Raw genomic sequence first — 16,478 nt, 5'->3', positions numbered from 1 at the left:
GGGTGCGGGTGCGGGTGCGGGTGCGGGTGCGGGTGCGGGTGCGGGTGCGGGTGCGGGTGCGGGTGCGGGTGCGGGTGCGGGTGAACATGAAAGTGAAGTTGTGCAGCAGCTGCGCGGGGAAAAACCAGACACCGGAAAAACAAAAGAGGATACGGATCAGGCCACCTTCGGCTCCCCGTCCGTACCGGCCGGGTCGTCGGCCCTACTCCGCCCGTCGCCCGCAGGCGGGCTCCAGTCTCCGGCCGAACCCCTGCGGGTTTCGGGCTTCGCTAGGCCCCGATGGAGAAGGTCAACGGCACCGCCTGCTGCGACCGTCCCGGTCGCGCCGCGTCCACCGCCCCGGTGCTGCCGGGGCTTTAAGGTCGCCACGTCGTTCCGCCGTGTCGGGTGCGCGCATTCTCTCAGCGTGGTGATGCCACCCCCTTACCGGCACTCACGCGGAGGGCTGGCTGTAGCACCGCCGGATCGTCATCCGGGGGGTGAAATGCACTCCGCCAAAACTTTTTGCGAAGGGCCGCAAAAACTGTTGTCTCCGCCCCCTTCCTTCCTCCCGCGCCGTCGCTCCCTTGCCCTTTGCCGCGAGAGTACCAGCCAGGGAGATGGAGTAACCATCACCACAGGAGAAAACCAGAATGCGCACACGAAACGTCAACGGCAAAACCGCCGCTCGAGAAACCGCCGGAAGATGTGATCAAAACACGCAGGAAGAAATCGCTTTACAGGCGAAGGCGCTGATCGCCCGGTATCGCCGGTTACAGGACGGCGTGACCGTCTTTACCGCACGGGCATCATCACGCGGGGATGTACAGGTTGAGATCCGCCAGTTTGGCCGCCTTGTCTGGCATGCATGGTCTTTTGAGCCGGAGTTTCTGGCCACGCTCGAAAACCGGCTGCGCGATGTGCAGCGAAATAACCACGACTGATTAAGCGCCGTGACCGGAGGGCAATCCGGCCACGGCATAACCACCACCGTAACTGAAGAGGTAACAATAATGGTCACCACCCATACTACGGCGAAACCCGCCACGCGCAAAGTCCGCACGAAAAAAGCCGCCGCCGCGCCGGCAGCCGTTGTGGCTGCCCTGCAACAGGCACCCGTGGAATACGTGCCGTATTCCCGCCTGACCCGTTCGGACTATAACGTCCGCATCGTGCCCCATACTGACGAGGAAATCGCCGGGTATGCCGCCAGCATTAAGGCGCTGGGGTTCCTGCATAACCTGGTGGTTGTCGATCATCCGGACGGCCTGCTCGGTGTGGTGTGCGGCAGCGGGCGCACCCGCGCGACGGGCGTACTCGTCGCGGAAGGCTTCACCGGGGCTGATGAGCCGTTCGTTCCGGTCAAACGTATTCCGGCGCACCTGGCGGTCGCGGCCTCGATGGCTGAAAACGAAAAAAGCCGCAGGATGCACCCGGCAGAGCAGGTGACCGGGTTCCGCAAGATGGCAGAGCAGGGCTTCACCCCGGCGCAGATCGGTGACCTCTTTGGCTTCACTGCCCGTCACGTCCAGCGCATCCTCAGCCTGGCGAATCTCGCCCCTGCGCTGATTGAGGAACTGATGCACGACCGCATTACCCTGGAGTTGTGTCAGGTGATGACACTTGAACACGATCATGCCCGCCAGGTGGACATCTGGAACAGCGCGAAAGAGACGTTTGGTAGCGGCATGCCGTCGGCAGGGTGGCTGAAGGGGCAGGTGAACAGCATCAAAATAGACATGGCTTCTGCCGCGTTCCGGTTCGTCGGGGAGGATGCCTACGTGGCGGCCGGAGGGGTGGTTGATCGCGACCTGTTCAGTGACGAAGGTCAGGGGTTTGCTGATCGCCTCCTGACACAGCGGCTGCTGCTCGACAAACTGGCTGGCGAGGCGGCGCGACTTCAGCGTGAAGAGGGCTGGGCATGGAGTGAAAGCCGGATGGATGAAATCACGCTCCGTGATGCACAGACCCTGCGCGTGTATCTGCCTGAGCCTGAACTGACTGACGAGGAAAGGGCCACGGTGGTCGGTCTTGAGCAGAAGTTACTGGAGAGCGAAACCGAAGAGGACGAAAACGCGCTTCAGCAGCGTATCGAGGACATTGAGAGTGCGGCGCGCGCGCGCCAGTTCACCCCGGCGTATAAGGCGGCACACGGCGTGGTGGTCTCCTTTGAATACGGTGACTTCTGCATCCAGCGTGGGGTAAAACGCGTCGAACCTGCGCAGGACAACGGGGCTGAAGAAGGCGAACTCCCGGCAACAGACGCCACGACAGACCGCGTGATCACCATTAAATCCCCCGGCATCCCGGCAGATGCCTTCTCCGAGAAACTGGTCCGGGCCATGTCGTCAGAACGTACCCTGGCGGTACAGGCAGCGCTGTCCGGCAGACCGCATGTGGCGCTGACCCTGCTGACCTGGACGCTCTGCCGCGACGCCTTCGGTAAGATCGGGGGCAGGGTACAGGCTCCCCTGGGCATGACTATCCGCGACTGCTCATGGTCCTGTATGTCTGATGCGCCTTCAGGGGATAAGGGCACAGGCTGGCGGGCGATGCGGGACATGCGGGGAGCACTGCTGCTGACCCTGCCGCCGCAGTGGGAAACCGATTTTCGAACCATGCTGGATCTCTCCACAGAGCAGCTTCATACCCTCCTGAGCTACTGCGTGGCATGCGGCATCAACGGGGTGCAGGGACGGCAGTACGGTCGCACCGGCGACAGCAGTCTGGAAACCCTTGAATCCGCGCTGGACTTCGACCTGCGCGACTGGTGGCAGCCGGATGCGGACTACTTTGGCAGCATCAGCAAGGATCAGATCGGCGACGCGCTGGCAGAGGCCGGGCATCAGGACCGCGCCCGCGAGGCGATGAAGCTGAAAAAAGGCGAGGCCGCGAAGCTGGCTGCCGCCACCCTCGCGGAAACCCGCTGGGTGCCGGACTGGATGACCCGCCCGCAGCCGGATGTTCCGGCGACGCTGAACGACACCGCTGACAACCACGCCGCATAACCAGGAGACGGTTGCCCCGCCGGGGCAACCGGGAAAACGACCATGAGCATGAAATATACCCCCGCAGTCCTCAACAGCATGATCCCCGCTGAGCTGGAAGCCGTCCGCGAAAGTGGTGATGAAGAACGTCGCCAGCTGAGCGACGCCGTGATGAACACCATTCCGGTTCCGCAGGGGTGGCGCGTGAATGCCGAGTACCGCAGTGAGTTCGGCGGCCAGTTTCCTGTCCAGCTGCGCTTCGCCCCGGACCGGTCCGACCGCTACTTTCTCTGCCTGTGCAGCCCCGGTGAAATGCTCCCGGCCTGGACACTGTTCCTGCTGGCGGCAGACGGGGGACTGGTAAGGATCCTGTCGCAGCGCGACAGGCATGACCCGGTGGCCGTCAGCACCCTGCTGGCGCAGGTTGCCGGACTGCACCGTTTTAACTGCTCTGCGGCCACCATCGCTGAACTGATGAATGCGGAGGTGATGTCATGATCCCCGCCAGTCTCGCGCTCGTTACCCTGAACCCGGCACGCCAGGCTGCGCTGCAGGCGGTGGCCGAAGTCGAGCTGCGCCGCGAGAACCGCAGGCGTCTGCCGGAAGACAACCCGCATGCACGCGCATTCATGCGCCTGCTGACCGGCGAAAGTCGTCTCAGCAGCCGTACCGCTCAGGCCATTCCGGGGCTGGGCTGGGACCCGCACTTTAAAATCTGGTCCCTGCGCAGGCTTGAGGAGGCGCTCGAAGTCCTGCTGGTCAGCCGGGGTGAGCACTGTCACTCGCCGCTGCCGGCAACGGTGCAGGAATGTCTGTTCCCGGATGTGGTGTTCCGGAATGCATCCCGGAGGGAGCAGCGCGGGAAACTGCATCTGCATAAAACGATCCGGCGTGAAAATAAAAGCCTCTGCCGGGAGGAAATTCTGCACCAGAGTCTGGTCGCGCAGGCCCGGACAGACCTGAACTTCCGGTCACCGGAGAACGTGGGGGCGTGGTACACGCGCTGGGCTGATGAACTGCGTGAGTATGAACTGGCAGCGCTGTTCTGGCAGTGGCGGAGACGTTTTGTCTCACTGACGGAGCTGGAATGGCACCGGCATGAACCGCTCTGGTCAGTACTGAATGTGCTGAGGGATGTGGTGAGCGGTATGAGCGCCAGTGAAAAGGCTGCCGATCGCTGGCAGGTGCCCGATAAGTTAGGTCATTCGGTGTACTGAAGGGGAGTGAATGCGTGGTACCGGGTGCCGGAATATCGGCGTGAGGCCTGGTGGCGTGTGTGCCAGGTGCGGTATAATGGCACCGGCGCTTGAGGCTTTTTGCCTCATGCCGCTGGCAGTGATGCCGGTTGTACTGAGGCAGAAAGAAGAAAGCCCCGAAGGTAATTTTTCAATTAACCAACAGGGCCAACTCTATGTCTCGACAACATCAGAGTAGCCGTTTACCCGCCGCAAGGCAAGGAGATGAGGCTATGAAGCTGACACCGAACTCTTTCATCTGGTGCGTGCTGATAGTGTGTATCACACTGCTGGTATTCACCTGGCTGACGCGTAAATCGCTCTGCGAAATTCGCTACAGGGACGGAAGCAGGGAGGTGGCCGCTTTAATGGCTTACGAATCCGGTAAGTAGCAACCTGGTGGCGGGGGAAACCCCGCCATTTCAGGGCTGATGGGTCGGGGGCCAAAAGCGCCTTTATAGTGGGGCTGTCAGTTCGCTGGCAGCCCCATTCTGTTTCTGCCACGGCGCTGAATACCAGGATGCTGGCATCAGCAAAACGGATGTGCCCGACAAAAAAGACCCCTTACGGTGCAAAATCCGGTACACCGTAAGAGGGGCTAAACAGCCTTCATTACAGGAAAACCAGTGTAAATCAGTGCGTTTCGCTTGTCGCCTAAGCAGGAAGCATAATCGGTGAATATATTTTCAGGCGACGTCTGGTACGCCCCGGACGTTGTGGCAGAAATCAGGGACCGGTCACACAGAACGGGTGAGGAGCAGCTATAGTCAGGGGACACGTGATCCGGATGGACACAATGCTCTGGTGAATACGCAGTTAAGGGACGGGAAGAGAGCTGCGGAGAATACCGGTACGGTGAGGCCAGGAGGCTTCCGGAAGGGTTCTGCGCCGGAGTGATTCGGTAAAGGGAAAAGTAACAATACCGGCCACAGTGTGATCCAGCTTATTTGCTACTTCTGACCAGTCCATGCCCGGACTGGTTTTTTTTGCCTCCCTCAGTTAACAACAACACGGAACAGGCCACCTTCGGCTCCCCGTCCGTACCGGCCGGGTCGTCGGCCCTACTCCGCCCGTCGCCCGCGCGCGGGCTCCAGTCTCCGGCCGAACCCCTTCGGGTTTCGGGCTTCGCTAGGCCCCGATGGAAAAGGTCAACGGCACCGCCTGCTGCGACCGTTCCGGTCGCGCCGCGTCCACCGCCCCGGCGCGGCCGGTGCTTTAAGGGCGCCACGCCGTTCCGCCGTGTCGGGTGTGTGCATTCTGTCAGCGCGTTGATGCCCGTCTCCCTGGCCGTCCTTCGCGGAGGGCTGTTCGTAGCACCGCCGGGTCGTCATCCGGGGGGTGAAATGCACTCCGTCAAAACTTTTTGCGAACGGCCACAAAAACTTTTGTCTCCGCCCCCTCCTTCCTCTCCTTGCCGGCGCTCCTTTGCCCTTGCCGCGATGAACTCACCAGGGAGATGGCCTTAACCATCAACGAGGAGAAAACCAGAATGCACACACAAAACGTCAACATCAAAACCGCCGCTCAGGAATCTACCAGAAAGATGGGGGGCAAAACCGCGTCGCTCACCATCCTGATCGCTGAAAACGAAACCGGCACCTCTGCCCCGGATTCTGAATGGGATGTGATGGCGTTCAGCTCGCTCGCGGAGCTGACGAAAATGCGCCGCCGCAGCCCGGAGAAAATGAAAGGTCGCTACCACTATGCGCTCAGTGGCGGCGTGGATGAGCAATTTCGCCACGTTCACCTGGTGGAGGCTGACCACTTCAGACAATTTGCCCGCGAAATTAAGCGCCAGGGCTTCAGCATTTAACACGGTGCCGCCCTGACGGGCGGCAGATAAACACGAAATGGCGGCTACAGGCTGCCTCCAGGAGGAAAAATGTCAGCACTTGAAGCAGTACTCAGGCCCACCGAAATGGCTTTCTTTCAGGTATCGCGGTCGCGCATCTGGGCTTACGCCGTGCAGTCAGGCGAGGAATGGCGTTCGGCATTCGGCGGCCAGACTCTGGCGCAGATGCGTGAGGAGATGCCCGATATGGAGCTGATCCCCACCGTGGATGCACTGAAACGCGAGAATGACGGTTACCGGCAGCCCTGGTGCGAAATCAGCGAGGCGCGGTACATCGACCAGCTGGAGGTGCTGCCGCCGATGGACTGGCACCGCAGCGGTGAGTGTGAGTCGTTCAAGTCTTCGGAACGGTATGGCGGGGATGTGACCAGCATTTTTGCCCGCTTGCGTGGGCGCTTCTTCGAGTGCCGCGATCTGGACACGCTGACGCCGGAGCAGATCAGAGAAAGTCTCGTCAGCACGTTTTTTGCCGGGGATTCAGCGAATTCCGGGCATTAAAAAAGCAGGGCAAAGCCCTGCTTAATCAACGGGCAGCACGGTCAAGGTGCCGCCCTCATCAAAAACCAGGAGGTAGTATCCATGAAATTTGACCCGCAAACTGTCGCACATGCGAGGACGTTTGTAAACGCCCTGCGCGCAGGAAAACCCGCGCACATCCCAGCCATGCCCTTTGCGCGCTGGCAGGAGTTTATGACCACGGTTCACTCCGGTCTGGGGGCGTCTGCGGACGCAGATAATGGCAGCAGCGTTTATCCGGCGCTGGGACTGGCATAAGGGAGGCGGCCACAACTGCGGGGGTGGCCTGCCACTGAAAGGGAGAATAACGATGAAAGTTAACCTGACTGATACAGCCCCGGAACACACTGCGGCTGAAACAGTCCCGGCGACAGAGCTGGAAGCGCTGGCGGCACAGCTGCCGATCGCGGAGTTTCCCGTGGTGATACACGACAACCAGCAGCGCGCCGCCCTGGCTGCCGAAGCGCTGTGGCTGTTCGCGCAACGCACCGGCATGGCTGAAGATGGCGAGCCGGTGGGAAGCGTTATCGTCGATTTCATGGCAGATATGATGCACCTGTGCCGCCAGGTGGGGATCATCTCCCCGGCAGGTAACGGTCTGCCGGAACTGCTCAGGGTCGCTGAATTTCACTTCGATGCTGAAGAGGAAGACGATTTCTGAGTCCGTGCCCGGAACGGCAAAAGCCGGGAAGGGCGTTCCCCTCCGGGGAACGGGGCAGGGCGGGAACGCCTTCGGCGCACCCGCTCTCCTCCCTCCGCCTCCTCGCCCTCATCTGCATACAGATGCCTCTCATCTGCTCCTGTGTTCTGCTGCCTCTGTGGGGGTTGCGCAGGATTAGCCTGGGCTGCTCACCATTCCCGGTTGTTTCTGGCAACAAAATCAAAATCAAGGTCAGGGGCTGGCCACCTTCGGCTCCCCGTCCGTTCCGGCCGGGTCGTCGGCCCTACTCCGCCCGTCGCCCGCGCGCGGGCTCCAGTCTCCGGCCGAACCCCTTCGGGTTTCGCGCTTCGCTAGGCCCCGATGGAGAAGGTCAACGGCACCGCTTGCTGCGACTGTACCGGTCGCGCCGCGTCCACCGCCCCGGCGCTGCCGGTGCTTTAAGGTCGCCACGCCGTTCCGACGTGTCGGGTGTGTGCATTCTGTCAGCATGCTGTTGACCATCACCCTGACGTTCTCACGCGGAGGGCTGGTCGTAGCACCGTCGGGCCGTCATCCGGGGGGTGATATGCACTCCGCCAAAAGTTTTTGCGAACGGCCGCAAAAACTTTTGTCTCCGCCCCCCTCCTTCCTCCCCTTGCCGTCGCTCCTTTGCCCTTCGCCGCGAGAGAACTCACCAGGGAGATGGATTAACCATCGACGAGGAGAAAACCAGAATGCACACACGAAACGTCAACGGCAAAACCGCCGCTCCCGAATCTTCCAGGAAGATGGGTGGAAAAGACACGCCCCTGACGGATGCCCAGGCCACTGACATTCTCTGCTGGGTTTTTGCTGTCACATATGACATGCCTGGCGCGAAACGCCACGACTTTGACCCGCCAGCTGGCGCGGAGGAGATCGTCATATATCAGGACGATGTGCCGGACTTCAGCGTCATCTGGATTGCAAATGGCTGGCCGGTTGCGGCTGCCATGCCGCTCGATTCTTTATTTCGTGTTTTATCTGACTGATTAACTGTTAAGGAGAAAATTATGGTCCGCTTATCCACCCGTTATGCTGCCCCGAACACGATGCGTAATACCCGCCCGTTAACGAACGATGAATTAATGCGTGTCGTTCCGAGCGCATTTTCTGTTGAAAAACATGAGTCACGCTCTGAACGCTACACCTATATTCCGACCATTACTCTGCTGGATAAATTACGTGAGGAAGGATTCGAGCCGTATTATGCCGGGCAGTCACGGGTACGCGATCCGGAACGCCGGGATTTTACCAAACACATGATTCGCCTGCGTCGCGGAAATAACGGCAGCGGGTCAGAGGTGCCGGAAATCGTTTTACTGAACAGCCATGATGGCTCCAGCAGTTATAAAATGATCCCCGGTATTTTCCGTCAGGTCTGCACAAATGGCCTGGTGTGCTGGAAATCGTTCGGCGAAATTAACGTGCCCCACAAAGGGGATATTGTTTCGCAGGTTATCGAGGGGGCATATGAGGTGCTGGGCGTGTTCGATGCCGTCGCCGACAATATGGAAAAAATGAAAAGCATCCAGCTCGACAGCGCAGAACGTCGCCTGCTCGGCGCGATGGCGCTGGAATATAAATATGGCAAGGATAAATCGCCGGTCACCCCGGAGCAGATAATTCAGCCCCGCGCCTGGTATGACAAAGAAACCGATTTGTGGACGTCCTTTAATATTGTGCAGGAGAATCTGATCAAAGGTGGCGTGCGTGGCAGAACGGCGAAAGGAAAAAGAACCACGACGCGACCGGTGACCGGAATTGATGGCGACATCAAACTTAACCATGCGCTGTGGAAAATGGCGGAAGAGTTTGCCCTGCTGAAAAGCTGAATAAAAAAAACCGGTTAACCGGGTTTTTTTATATCAGTCTTTCAGCGGCTCATGCGTTATTTTTGCCGTCAGCTGCGTTTCTTCCTGCTGCACAGAACGCTGCGCCAGTATGGATTTTCTGGCCAGCAGAATGCGGTAAATATTTCTGATATCTTCGGCATAGGCCCGTCGCTGTTTGATCAGGTTTTTCGACGGCCCGGTATTATACATTCCCACACTGTCCCAGTTTTTTCCGTATGACCTGAAGTTATGCGCAAGAACCCACCCGCCGGTGTAAACGCACACGCAAGGATCATTAAGCAGATCCGATCGCGTAATATTAAACTTTTTCAGTTTCCTGTAATGCGAACTGTTTATCTGCATCCCGCATACATCCTCCGAACCGTCATTGTTCGCCTTATTAACCGCAGCGGGCCTGAGTCGACTTTCTTTGATTGAAATTGACATCAGCAGCAGCGGGTCGATTTGGTAATCCCGCCCAGCCTGGTCGAAACACATTTGCGGTGCTGCGCTGCAGGACATTGAGACGCAGAGCAGAATGAGACCGAGTTTATTCATATTTATAACCTTTGCGTTTTTCGCGCGTGGAATGTCGCCGGAGCAGCGCAATAAAAAATACCCCCGCCGATCATTTAAATCAATACCCGCTCTTACAAACGCGCAGAGAGCGCTGCGGGTACGTGCCAGGAGTCAGTCTCTGATATTAAAGAGGCTCTGGTGTCGCTTATTATTGGCCGCTCTTTGCAAACATATAAAACATGACACCCCACGCAAGACTTCGTCTTGCAGATTTTTCCTTTGGAATCAGGTTGTTGTTCTGATTATTTTGTGCGGTATTTGAAATATAAAGAAAAAGGTGTGTTATTCCCCACACATCACAGTGCCGTAACCGGCCACACAGCAGTGCCGGAACAGCACACCTGTTGGTGCCGCTGGCGGCACTGTAAAGTGGCCGAAAGGTGTGTACTACGTATATTCAGGAAGTTATAAAGCATATTTGGTTATACAGTGCCGGATTAACACACCATGCAGTGCCGCAAGCGAACACCTGTATAAAAGTAATTTTTCATTGACAGGTGCCGGATTAACACACCATATTACGCAAAATCATCCAGACTCATTTTTTAAAAATCTTTCGCTTACAGTGCTGCTTCCGGCACTGTTTGAACAGGACGGAAAATTAATGCCGCGTAAAAATATCTACTTTAAAGATAAAATCGATCGCGAGATTGAAGGTATTCTTGAAATGGAAAGACAGAAGGGCGCAACAAGCAGCGATGTGAGCTATTCCAATCAGGTCAATGAACTCGTTCGCCTGGGTATCATGGTATATAAATCGAGGGAAGAACCTGCCAGTTTCGATCTCGAAGGGTTTCGTCGGGATTTAATAAAAAAAGCGAGCGGAGCAAGGGAAGGAACCATGATACTGATGACAATGATTACAGAAATGTACCTGAATTCTAAAGGCATAAGCCCGGACGGTAATCTGGAAGAGCTGCTCAGCCAGAATTTTACGGCAATGAACAATGCTGAGGACGAGGCCGAATCTCACCACTTCATATCTGAAGAAGAATAACAACCTGACCGGCAAAGCCGCCGGCCAGACCTGTCACGATTACTCCGGTTTATTCCACGGAAGCGGCACATCCCCTGCTTCCGATAATTTTTCCCTGAGATACCACTCAAATGACATGCACAGCACTTTAAGCGCCTGCGCATCCTCGTTCTGGTCAAGAAGACGCTGGGTTAAATAACCCATAGAATCCATCAACCTTGTCAGCATTTCGTCATTCAGGCTGCGCTTATGCACCCGCGCCATAATTCTGATTTCAGAGGCAAGATTTTCAGGAATGCGCATACTGTAGCCTGACGTCTTTCCGGGAATTAACACCCGCACACCTTCACGCCACATCCAGGCAGGCTCATCGCGCGCCTTTTCCTTTCTGTTTTCATTTTCATCTTCACTACCATTACTTAATAAATCACACAGCCACTCTTCAAACTTCACTGCCAGAGAAATTAACCTTTCCCCCTCAGCCGTTTTAATAACAGGCACATGCGGCTGATAATTCAGTGAAATAAGCAACCGTGCGATAATTTCATCGTTAACACTCCTCTCGCTAATTCGGGCACACACCCGCAGTTCCATCAGCAGATTGTCCGGCGCACGCAGCCGCCACTCCACTGTTTCGCCCGCAGTGAACTTCCGTGGGCGTCCACGCTTTCCCCACAGATTCTCTTTTACTTTCATATTTATAGATCCCTGACATCACAGGCGTCATACCTGCATGACTCAGGATATGTTGCGCCACTGCTCAGATAATTCCTAATGATGTTGAAAAGTGTGACGCAGCTCACAGTTTTTTTTTTTTTTAGGGTCATGAGATACTTATGCCCGCGTAAACAAGCACTTACGCAAACACATTTTGTTTACATCCGGAGAAACAAGCATGTTTACTGAGGACAATGCCCTTAAGGTCACAAAGGGATGGGCGGTAGCGTCTTTATTTCGCAAAGCCCGTGAAAATATTCAGATGAGAAAGTATTTAAAAAACGGAGGGTTAATCCTTCTTTCTCTTCTGGCCTGCAATTATGCATTTGCGGGTAGCACTGATTTGCTGGCATCACAGTCAGGAACCATTTCTGGTACATTTGGTCATGGTTCATCGCTCGAGAAATATTTCTACTTCGCAGAAATCTTTATTGCGCTTTTTGTTTACTTCAAATCCCGCTCCCCGCTGGTATTTACTGGCTTCGTTATTGTCGTTATTTTTACCCGCGTAGCATTCGCCATCGCAGGCTAAAAATGAACGGGGAAGATGATAAATATTACTTCCCGGAAACCCTCAATCAGCAGGCCCGATTTTTCGGTCTCCCCCTCGACGAACTCCTCGTTATTGCTCCCCTGACCTTACTGGGTGTCGCCTGCAATATGTCGACCGCCCTGGGGATAGTTTCGGGCGTGCTGTGGTTAATTGTCAGGTATCTGAAAAAAGGGCAGGGCTCGTTCTGGTTACTGAATTTCTGTTACTGGTACCTGCCCACCTTTATTTTCAGGGTGACCTTCCGGTTAATTCCTGACTCAGGTTTCCGTCACTGGAGGGCGTGAATAAGTGAAAATGGATATCAAGCGAAGCAGGGATAAATACCTGCGACTCGCCTTTATCGGGATGGGCAGTTTCGCTGTTTTATGTACCACAGCAACGATTCTGAGCAGCGCTCTTGCGTGGCACTTTTACAGCACGCAAAGAACCATCACCACGCCCATGTCTTACAACCAGCCTTTCAGCTCCGATGCCTCATCTGCCGATACCGCAGGCATGAATATGTTCGCCACGTCATTCCTGTATCTCAGGCTGAACGTCAGCCCCGAGAACATCGACAGCCAGCAAAAGATGCTGCTCAACTACGTGCCCGCGCAGAGCCGCGACGCACTGAAAAAAGCGCTCGATGTGGAAGCTGACCGCATTAAAAAAGGAGGCCTCACCTGGCGTTACGATGTCCGCGCGCTGCGCATGGTCAGTCCCGGCGTGATTGACGCAGACGTCGTACTCCACCCCTCAACCACCAACGGCAATATCACCACCGAACTGAAGGAGCAGGCACGCACTTACCGGCTCCGGATGCGTTATGAGAACGGCATCATCAACCTCGATGAAATGTCCGAACTCATGCCGGTCACCACTAACTGAATCAGGACTGCCCATGAAAAAGCGTTTTTCACCGGCAGCTGCTGCTGTGTTAATGGCAACGGTCATGTTCACAGGCGGCCTTCGGGCCGCCACCGGACCCGTCGCCATACCGTTTGAGAATGACGCCTCATTCAGCGTTAATCTCAGTAACACCAACCCCAACAAAATCATCATTGACGGGGAACTGGTGACCAGCATCAGCGGGCCTACAGGTGCCTACGACCAGGACCACACTGCCGATGGCGCATTACTGCTCTCGCCACTCGTCGGTCAGAATTTCACGATATTCATCCAGACTGCCGGCGGTGCGGCGCTGAGCCTCAACGTCACACCGAAACCCGGCACAGGTAAGACCCTGCACTTCACCCCGCTCAGCGCCCCGAAAGTCGCTAATGACGATGCTAAAGCGTGGGAAGAAGGGCAGAGCTACGAAAAAACCCTCGTCAGCCTCTCCCGTACCATCGCCCTCGGTGATGTACCTGAAGGATATAAAGAGTTACCCGTCAGCCGCATGCCGGCGTATAACCCGGCCGTCACCGTCAGGCTGACCCCGGAGCGCCAGTTCACCGGCTCCCACCTGCGCGTTGTGCGGTTTCGCATGACAAACCCCGGCGTGGTCACCACGCAGCTGCGCGAGCGTGACTTCTGGCGCAAGGGCGTCCGGGCCGTGATGCTGTCGCAGAATCAGCTTTACGCGAACGGGGAAGAGTATGTGTGGGTGGTGTTCTCGTATGACGGAGAGCCGCGCGCATGAACCTGAATGTGAAAACACGCCGCACACAGCTCGCCATACTCATCGGCGTCCTGGCCGCTGCAGGCGTTACCACTGCCATGGTGCTGACCTTCGGCACCGAAGATAACAAAGCACAGCAGGCGCAGAACGCGCCCGCGCCCAACATGACCGGCGTCGTCACCGCCACCTTTGACGAGCAGGTCAACCAGTCCGCGATGGCACAACAGCAGGCCAGGACGTCCGCGCTCGAAGCGCAGCTGGCCCAGCTCGCGCAGTCATTTGAGCAGAGCAAAACCACTTTCAGCCAGCAACTGCAGAAGAAGGACGCTGAAATCCAGCGCCTCAGCGAGCAGATGCAGACGAAGCCGGGTGCCACCGGCAGCAACGAACAACCCTCCGGCCAGCAGACACCACCTGCTGCCGCAGACGGCACACCACTGCCGGGTCCCGTTGCTGCCGGTCAGGCCAGACTCCCCCAGTACACTGTAACCCCTGCGACAGGCACACCGGCCGCCACCGGTCCCGCCACCACGCAGGGTGCCGGATTCTATCCGGGCGGCAGTGGTAATCGCATGAGCGGGGGAATGCAGAAAACCTCATTTAATTATGAAAGCCTGAAAAAGAAAGCCACAAAGCTGCCCTGGATATCGTCCGGCTCCTTCTCGGAAGCCGTGCTGATTGAAGGTGTTGACGCTAACGCCAGTGTCACCGGCCAGCAGGACTCCAGACCCGTGACCATCCGCCTGCTGGGCAAAACCACCATGCCGAACAACAAGCAATTTGACCTGGACGGCTGTTTTATCGTGGGCGAGGCCTGGGGGGATATCTCCAGTGAGCGCGGTAACGTGCGGACACGCTCCATCGCCTGCAACCTGAAAAACGGTAAGGACATCGACATGGAGTTCGAAGGCCATGTCAGCTGGCAGGGCAAGTATGGCATCAAGGGCACACCCGTCATGCGTAACGGCAAAATCATCGGGTATGCCGGTGCGGCCGGGTTCCTGTCAGGGATTGGTGAGGGCGTCAAGTCAGCTGCCACGCCATCCGTCGGGCTGGGGGCAACCGCGAACGTGAGTGCCGGGGATGTATTTGGGCAGGGGCTGGGCGGCGGGAGCAGCAAAGCGGCTGAAACGGTGAGCCAGTACTGGATTAAGCGCGCCGAGCAGTATCACCCCATCATCGATATCGGGGCGGGTAATGCGGTCACCGTGGTGTTCCAGAAAGGCTTCCAGCTCGAAACCCGTCAGGATATGGAAGAAGCGAAAGTCCTGACCGAAGCACAGAAAGCCGGCCAGACAGCACAGAGTGCCGTCACCGGAAACACTGCCCAGGCTGTCCCGTCGTCCTCAACCTCCACGACCTCTGTCGGCAACATCGATCCGGATGAAGTCATGCGGCAGGCGCGTGGCCTGAAAATGGGTGACACCATTAACTGAGGCTGAAAGCATGAATGATGACTACAACATCACGATTCTTCGCAAGACTGGCAGTGATATTCAGAAATGGGAACGCAACGCCTTCACACCCCGCCAGGTGAGTTTTTATGTGGTGCTCTTTGTGATTGTCATGGCAGTCGCGGCGGGGAACGAGCATATCCCTGTGCTTTTAGGGATGGTTATCGGAGCAGCGACAGGCGTCATGTTCCTTATTAAGGGATGGCGGGATGACGACTGGCCACGGGCGATACGCCGGCGACTGTCACAGTACCGGCCCCGTAACAAGGCAGCCTGGCAGCACTTTCAGGAGACCATTGAACGGAAATTGCGTATGGACCCGGTCGACCTGCGGGCCTGGTATGAAAGCGAATGCATGACCGTCTTTCACCCGGAAAAAGCAACGCCGCAGACTCAGGCGAATACGCCGGACAAAGTGACGGTGAAAACATGAGCAAAGCACAAAACAGAATGTTGCTCCGCAAAATTGGAACGGATATCCAGTTGTGGGAGCATGATCGCTTCACACCCCGTAAAGCAGCATTTTACGCGATGGCGGCGATTTTGCTCTTCGCTGTGATGGTAGCGGCTGCTTTACTCTTTTCCCCTCCTTTATGGGTTTTAATTATTGGCTTCTTCATCTGCGCCCGGCTTATCGCGTCTTTTTGTGAGAACCTTCTGCCCGGATGGGCAGAAGACAACTGGCCCGATGCGATAGACAGAAAATTGTCCCTGTACCAGCCCTGCAACCATTCTGCCTGGCGATGCCTTCAGGAGGCTGTCAAAAGTAAAGGGGGCATTGAAAAGGACGACCTGCGAACCTGGTATGACGACGAGTTCAGGGTTGTCTTCCGGCAAACAGACAAACCACTGCCGCATTTTCTGGAGAACACCCCGGATAAAGCAGAGCAGCAAGAGGATGAGCAGTTGCCATGAACCGTTATGCAATGCACACCCTGATGCTCGTTACGCTGGCCCTGCTCGTCTCCCTTGTACTGATGGTCAGCGCCACTAAAAGCGAGGCTGCTCAGAAAGACTACATAACGCCGCTGCAGTGCTGTTCCTGCAGTGTCAATCCACTGAAGGGGTTTTCTCATCATGAGCTTAATTAAAAAAGCCGGCTTCGCCATGCAGTGGCTCTGGCTGGCGGTACTGAGTTACGCCTTTGGCCTGAAAGTGTACGCCATGCTGATACCCAAAGGCCTGGCAGGTTTTGAGTGGCCCCTCTGGCGGGTCGCGCTGGCCATTACGGTAATCTGGCTGACAATTATGGCAATGCATCTCAGCGACAGGAAAAGGGATTTATCGGTCCGGGCGGTATTGGCAACAGTCATCCCCTGGGTTGCCCTGGCGTGTGTCTGGCTCATGAAAATGTACTTTGACTGGACGTTCTCCTGGCCCCCTGCTGACTGGTTCTTTATCGCTTTTCTCAGTACTTACGGTCTCCCGATTTTCTGTGGCGTTGCATACCTCGCTCGCTGTCTGGTGTACGCCACTTAACAACTGCACTTCCTTTACCCATCTTCTTAACCCGGAG

At 56.7% G+C, this 16,478-nt stretch carries 23 protein-coding genes; 21 read left to right on the top strand and 2 right to left on the bottom strand.

Translation table 11 applies throughout. The annotated features are described in order from the left end of the window. Positions 1 to 632: 632 nt before the first annotated feature. From PU683_RS05450 to PU683_RS05400, 11 genes are all read left to right on the top strand, one after another. Positions 633 to 923 carry a hypothetical protein gene (locus PU683_RS05450; RefSeq protein WP_277170555.1) on the top strand — a complete coding sequence of 97 codons (291 nt, stop codon included), beginning with the start codon at positions 633 to 635 and terminating at the stop codon, positions 921 to 923. Positions 924 to 932: 9 nt separating this feature from the next. Beyond that, on the top strand, positions 933 to 2,987 hold the full coding sequence (locus PU683_RS05445) for a ParB/RepB/Spo0J family partition protein (RefSeq protein ID WP_277170554.1): 2,055 nt from the start codon (positions 933 to 935) through the stop codon (positions 2,985 to 2,987). Positions 2,988 to 3,029: 42 nt separating this feature from the next. Then, positions 3,030 to 3,464: a conjugation system SOS inhibitor PsiB gene (gene psiB, locus PU683_RS05440; RefSeq protein ID WP_232045658.1), complete on the top strand. Its 435-nt coding sequence runs from the start codon at positions 3,030 to 3,032 to the stop codon at positions 3,462 to 3,464. Further along, positions 3,461 to 4,183, top strand: a complete 723-nt coding sequence (locus PU683_RS05435; RefSeq protein ID WP_277170553.1) for a plasmid SOS inhibition protein A — start codon at positions 3,461 to 3,463, stop codon at positions 4,181 to 4,183. Before psiB ends, PU683_RS05435 begins: the two co-directional genes overlap by 4 nt. 251 nt (positions 4,184 to 4,434) lie before the next feature. After that, positions 4,435 to 4,593 carry a type I toxin-antitoxin system Hok/Gef family toxin gene (locus PU683_RS05430; protein ID WP_200134379.1) on the top strand — a complete coding sequence of 53 codons (159 nt, stop codon included), beginning with the start codon at positions 4,435 to 4,437 and terminating at the stop codon, positions 4,591 to 4,593. 1,097 nt (positions 4,594 to 5,690) lie between these two features. Next, on the top strand, positions 5,691 to 6,014 hold the full coding sequence (locus PU683_RS05425; RefSeq protein ID WP_277170552.1) for a hypothetical protein: 324 nt from the start codon (positions 5,691 to 5,693) through the stop codon (positions 6,012 to 6,014). A gap of 69 nt (positions 6,015 to 6,083) precedes the next feature. Next, a complete protein-coding gene (locus PU683_RS05420) occupies positions 6,084 to 6,551 on the top strand; it encodes a DUF1419 domain-containing protein (protein WP_277170551.1) in 468 nt (155 codons plus the stop codon). An 81-nt stretch (positions 6,552 to 6,632) separates the two neighbouring features. Continuing rightward, positions 6,633 to 6,827 carry a hypothetical protein gene (locus PU683_RS05415; RefSeq protein ID WP_054804692.1) on the top strand — a complete coding sequence of 65 codons (195 nt, stop codon included), beginning with the start codon at positions 6,633 to 6,635 and terminating at the stop codon, positions 6,825 to 6,827. A gap of 52 nt (positions 6,828 to 6,879) precedes the next feature. Next, positions 6,880 to 7,230, top strand: a complete 351-nt coding sequence (locus PU683_RS05410; RefSeq protein ID WP_277170549.1) for a hypothetical protein — start codon at positions 6,880 to 6,882, stop codon at positions 7,228 to 7,230. Positions 7,231 to 7,943: 713 nt separating this feature from the next. Continuing rightward, positions 7,944 to 8,240, top strand: a complete 297-nt coding sequence (locus tag PU683_RS05405; protein ID WP_277170548.1) for a hypothetical protein — start codon at positions 7,944 to 7,946, stop codon at positions 8,238 to 8,240. Positions 8,241 to 8,261: 21 nt separating this feature from the next. Continuing rightward, positions 8,262 to 9,083 carry a DUF932 domain-containing protein gene (locus PU683_RS05400; RefSeq protein ID WP_277170547.1) on the top strand — a complete coding sequence of 274 codons (822 nt, stop codon included), beginning with the start codon at positions 8,262 to 8,264 and terminating at the stop codon, positions 9,081 to 9,083. A gap of 33 nt (positions 9,084 to 9,116) precedes the next feature. On the opposite strand, the gene PU683_RS05395 is transcribed toward PU683_RS05400, so the two are convergent. Beyond that, positions 9,117 to 9,641 carry a lytic transglycosylase domain-containing protein gene (locus tag PU683_RS05395; protein ID WP_277170546.1) on the bottom strand — a complete coding sequence of 175 codons (525 nt, stop codon included), beginning with the start codon at positions 9,639 to 9,641 and terminating at the stop codon, positions 9,117 to 9,119. A 403-nt stretch (positions 9,642 to 10,044) separates the two neighbouring features. Between PU683_RS05395 and PU683_RS22360 the strand changes: the two genes are divergently transcribed. Beyond that, positions 10,045 to 10,659 carry a relaxosome protein TraM gene (locus tag PU683_RS22360; RefSeq protein ID WP_346771056.1) on the top strand — a complete coding sequence of 205 codons (615 nt, stop codon included), beginning with the start codon at positions 10,045 to 10,047 and terminating at the stop codon, positions 10,657 to 10,659. A gap of 39 nt (positions 10,660 to 10,698) precedes the next feature. Here the strand turns inward: PU683_RS22360 and PU683_RS05385 are convergent, their stop codons facing one another. Beyond that, the gene (locus PU683_RS05385; RefSeq protein ID WP_277170545.1) at positions 10,699 to 11,334 is read right to left on the bottom strand and encodes an Arc family DNA-binding protein; all 636 of its coding nucleotides are present in this window, start codon (positions 11,332 to 11,334) and stop codon (positions 10,699 to 10,701) included. Positions 11,335 to 11,533: 199 nt separating this feature from the next. Between PU683_RS05385 and PU683_RS05380 the strand changes: the two genes are divergently transcribed. Genes PU683_RS05380 through PU683_RS05340 form a run of 9 tightly spaced genes read left to right on the top strand, consistent with a single transcriptional unit; the run spans position 11,534 to position 16,441 of the window. Beyond that, positions 11,534 to 11,887 carry a type IV conjugative transfer system pilin TraA gene (locus tag PU683_RS05380; protein ID WP_277170544.1) on the top strand — a complete coding sequence of 118 codons (354 nt, stop codon included), beginning with the start codon at positions 11,534 to 11,536 and terminating at the stop codon, positions 11,885 to 11,887. A 2-nt stretch (positions 11,888 to 11,889) separates the two neighbouring features. Beyond that, positions 11,890 to 12,192: a type IV conjugative transfer system protein TraL gene (traL, locus tag PU683_RS05375; RefSeq protein ID WP_277170543.1), complete on the top strand. Its 303-nt coding sequence runs from the start codon at positions 11,890 to 11,892 to the stop codon at positions 12,190 to 12,192. Between the two features lie 10 nt (positions 12,193 to 12,202). Beyond that, entirely contained in the window at positions 12,203 to 12,775 is a 573-nt protein-coding gene (locus PU683_RS05370; protein ID WP_234467353.1) for a TraE/TraK family type IV conjugative transfer system protein, read from the top strand. Positions 12,776 to 12,788: 13 nt separating this feature from the next. Next, positions 12,789 to 13,529 carry a type-F conjugative transfer system secretin TraK gene (gene traK / locus PU683_RS05365; protein WP_277170542.1) on the top strand — a complete coding sequence of 247 codons (741 nt, stop codon included), beginning with the start codon at positions 12,789 to 12,791 and terminating at the stop codon, positions 13,527 to 13,529. Continuing rightward, positions 13,526 to 14,944, top strand: coding sequence for an F-type conjugal transfer pilus assembly protein TraB (gene traB, locus PU683_RS05360; protein WP_277170541.1), 1,419 nt, complete (start codon positions 13,526 to 13,528; stop codon positions 14,942 to 14,944). Before traK ends, traB begins: the two co-directional genes overlap by 4 nt. Positions 14,945 to 14,954: 10 nt before the next feature. Next, the gene (locus PU683_RS05355; protein WP_277170540.1) at positions 14,955 to 15,395 is read left to right on the top strand and encodes a hypothetical protein; all 441 of its coding nucleotides are present in this window, start codon (positions 14,955 to 14,957) and stop codon (positions 15,393 to 15,395) included. Then, positions 15,392 to 15,877, top strand: coding sequence for a hypothetical protein (locus PU683_RS05350; RefSeq protein WP_277170539.1), 486 nt, complete (start codon positions 15,392 to 15,394; stop codon positions 15,875 to 15,877). Before PU683_RS05355 ends, PU683_RS05350 begins: the two co-directional genes overlap by 4 nt. After that, on the top strand, positions 15,874 to 16,053 hold the full coding sequence (locus tag PU683_RS05345) for a hypothetical protein (protein ID WP_277170538.1): 180 nt from the start codon (positions 15,874 to 15,876) through the stop codon (positions 16,051 to 16,053). The genes PU683_RS05350 and PU683_RS05345 overlap by 4 nt, the downstream gene beginning before the upstream one ends. Continuing rightward, on the top strand, positions 16,040 to 16,441 hold the full coding sequence (locus tag PU683_RS05340; protein WP_277170537.1) for a hypothetical protein: 402 nt from the start codon (positions 16,040 to 16,042) through the stop codon (positions 16,439 to 16,441). Before PU683_RS05345 ends, PU683_RS05340 begins: the two co-directional genes overlap by 14 nt. The last annotated feature ends 37 nt before the right edge of the window (positions 16,442 to 16,478 follow it).

Source organism: Candidatus Kosakonia sp. 282A-S69, from assembly GCF_029433855.1.
Taxonomy (GTDB): Bacteria; Pseudomonadota; Gammaproteobacteria; order Enterobacterales; family Enterobacteriaceae; genus Kosakonia; species Kosakonia cowanii_A.
This window is presented reverse-complemented; position numbering and strand designations above follow the sequence as displayed.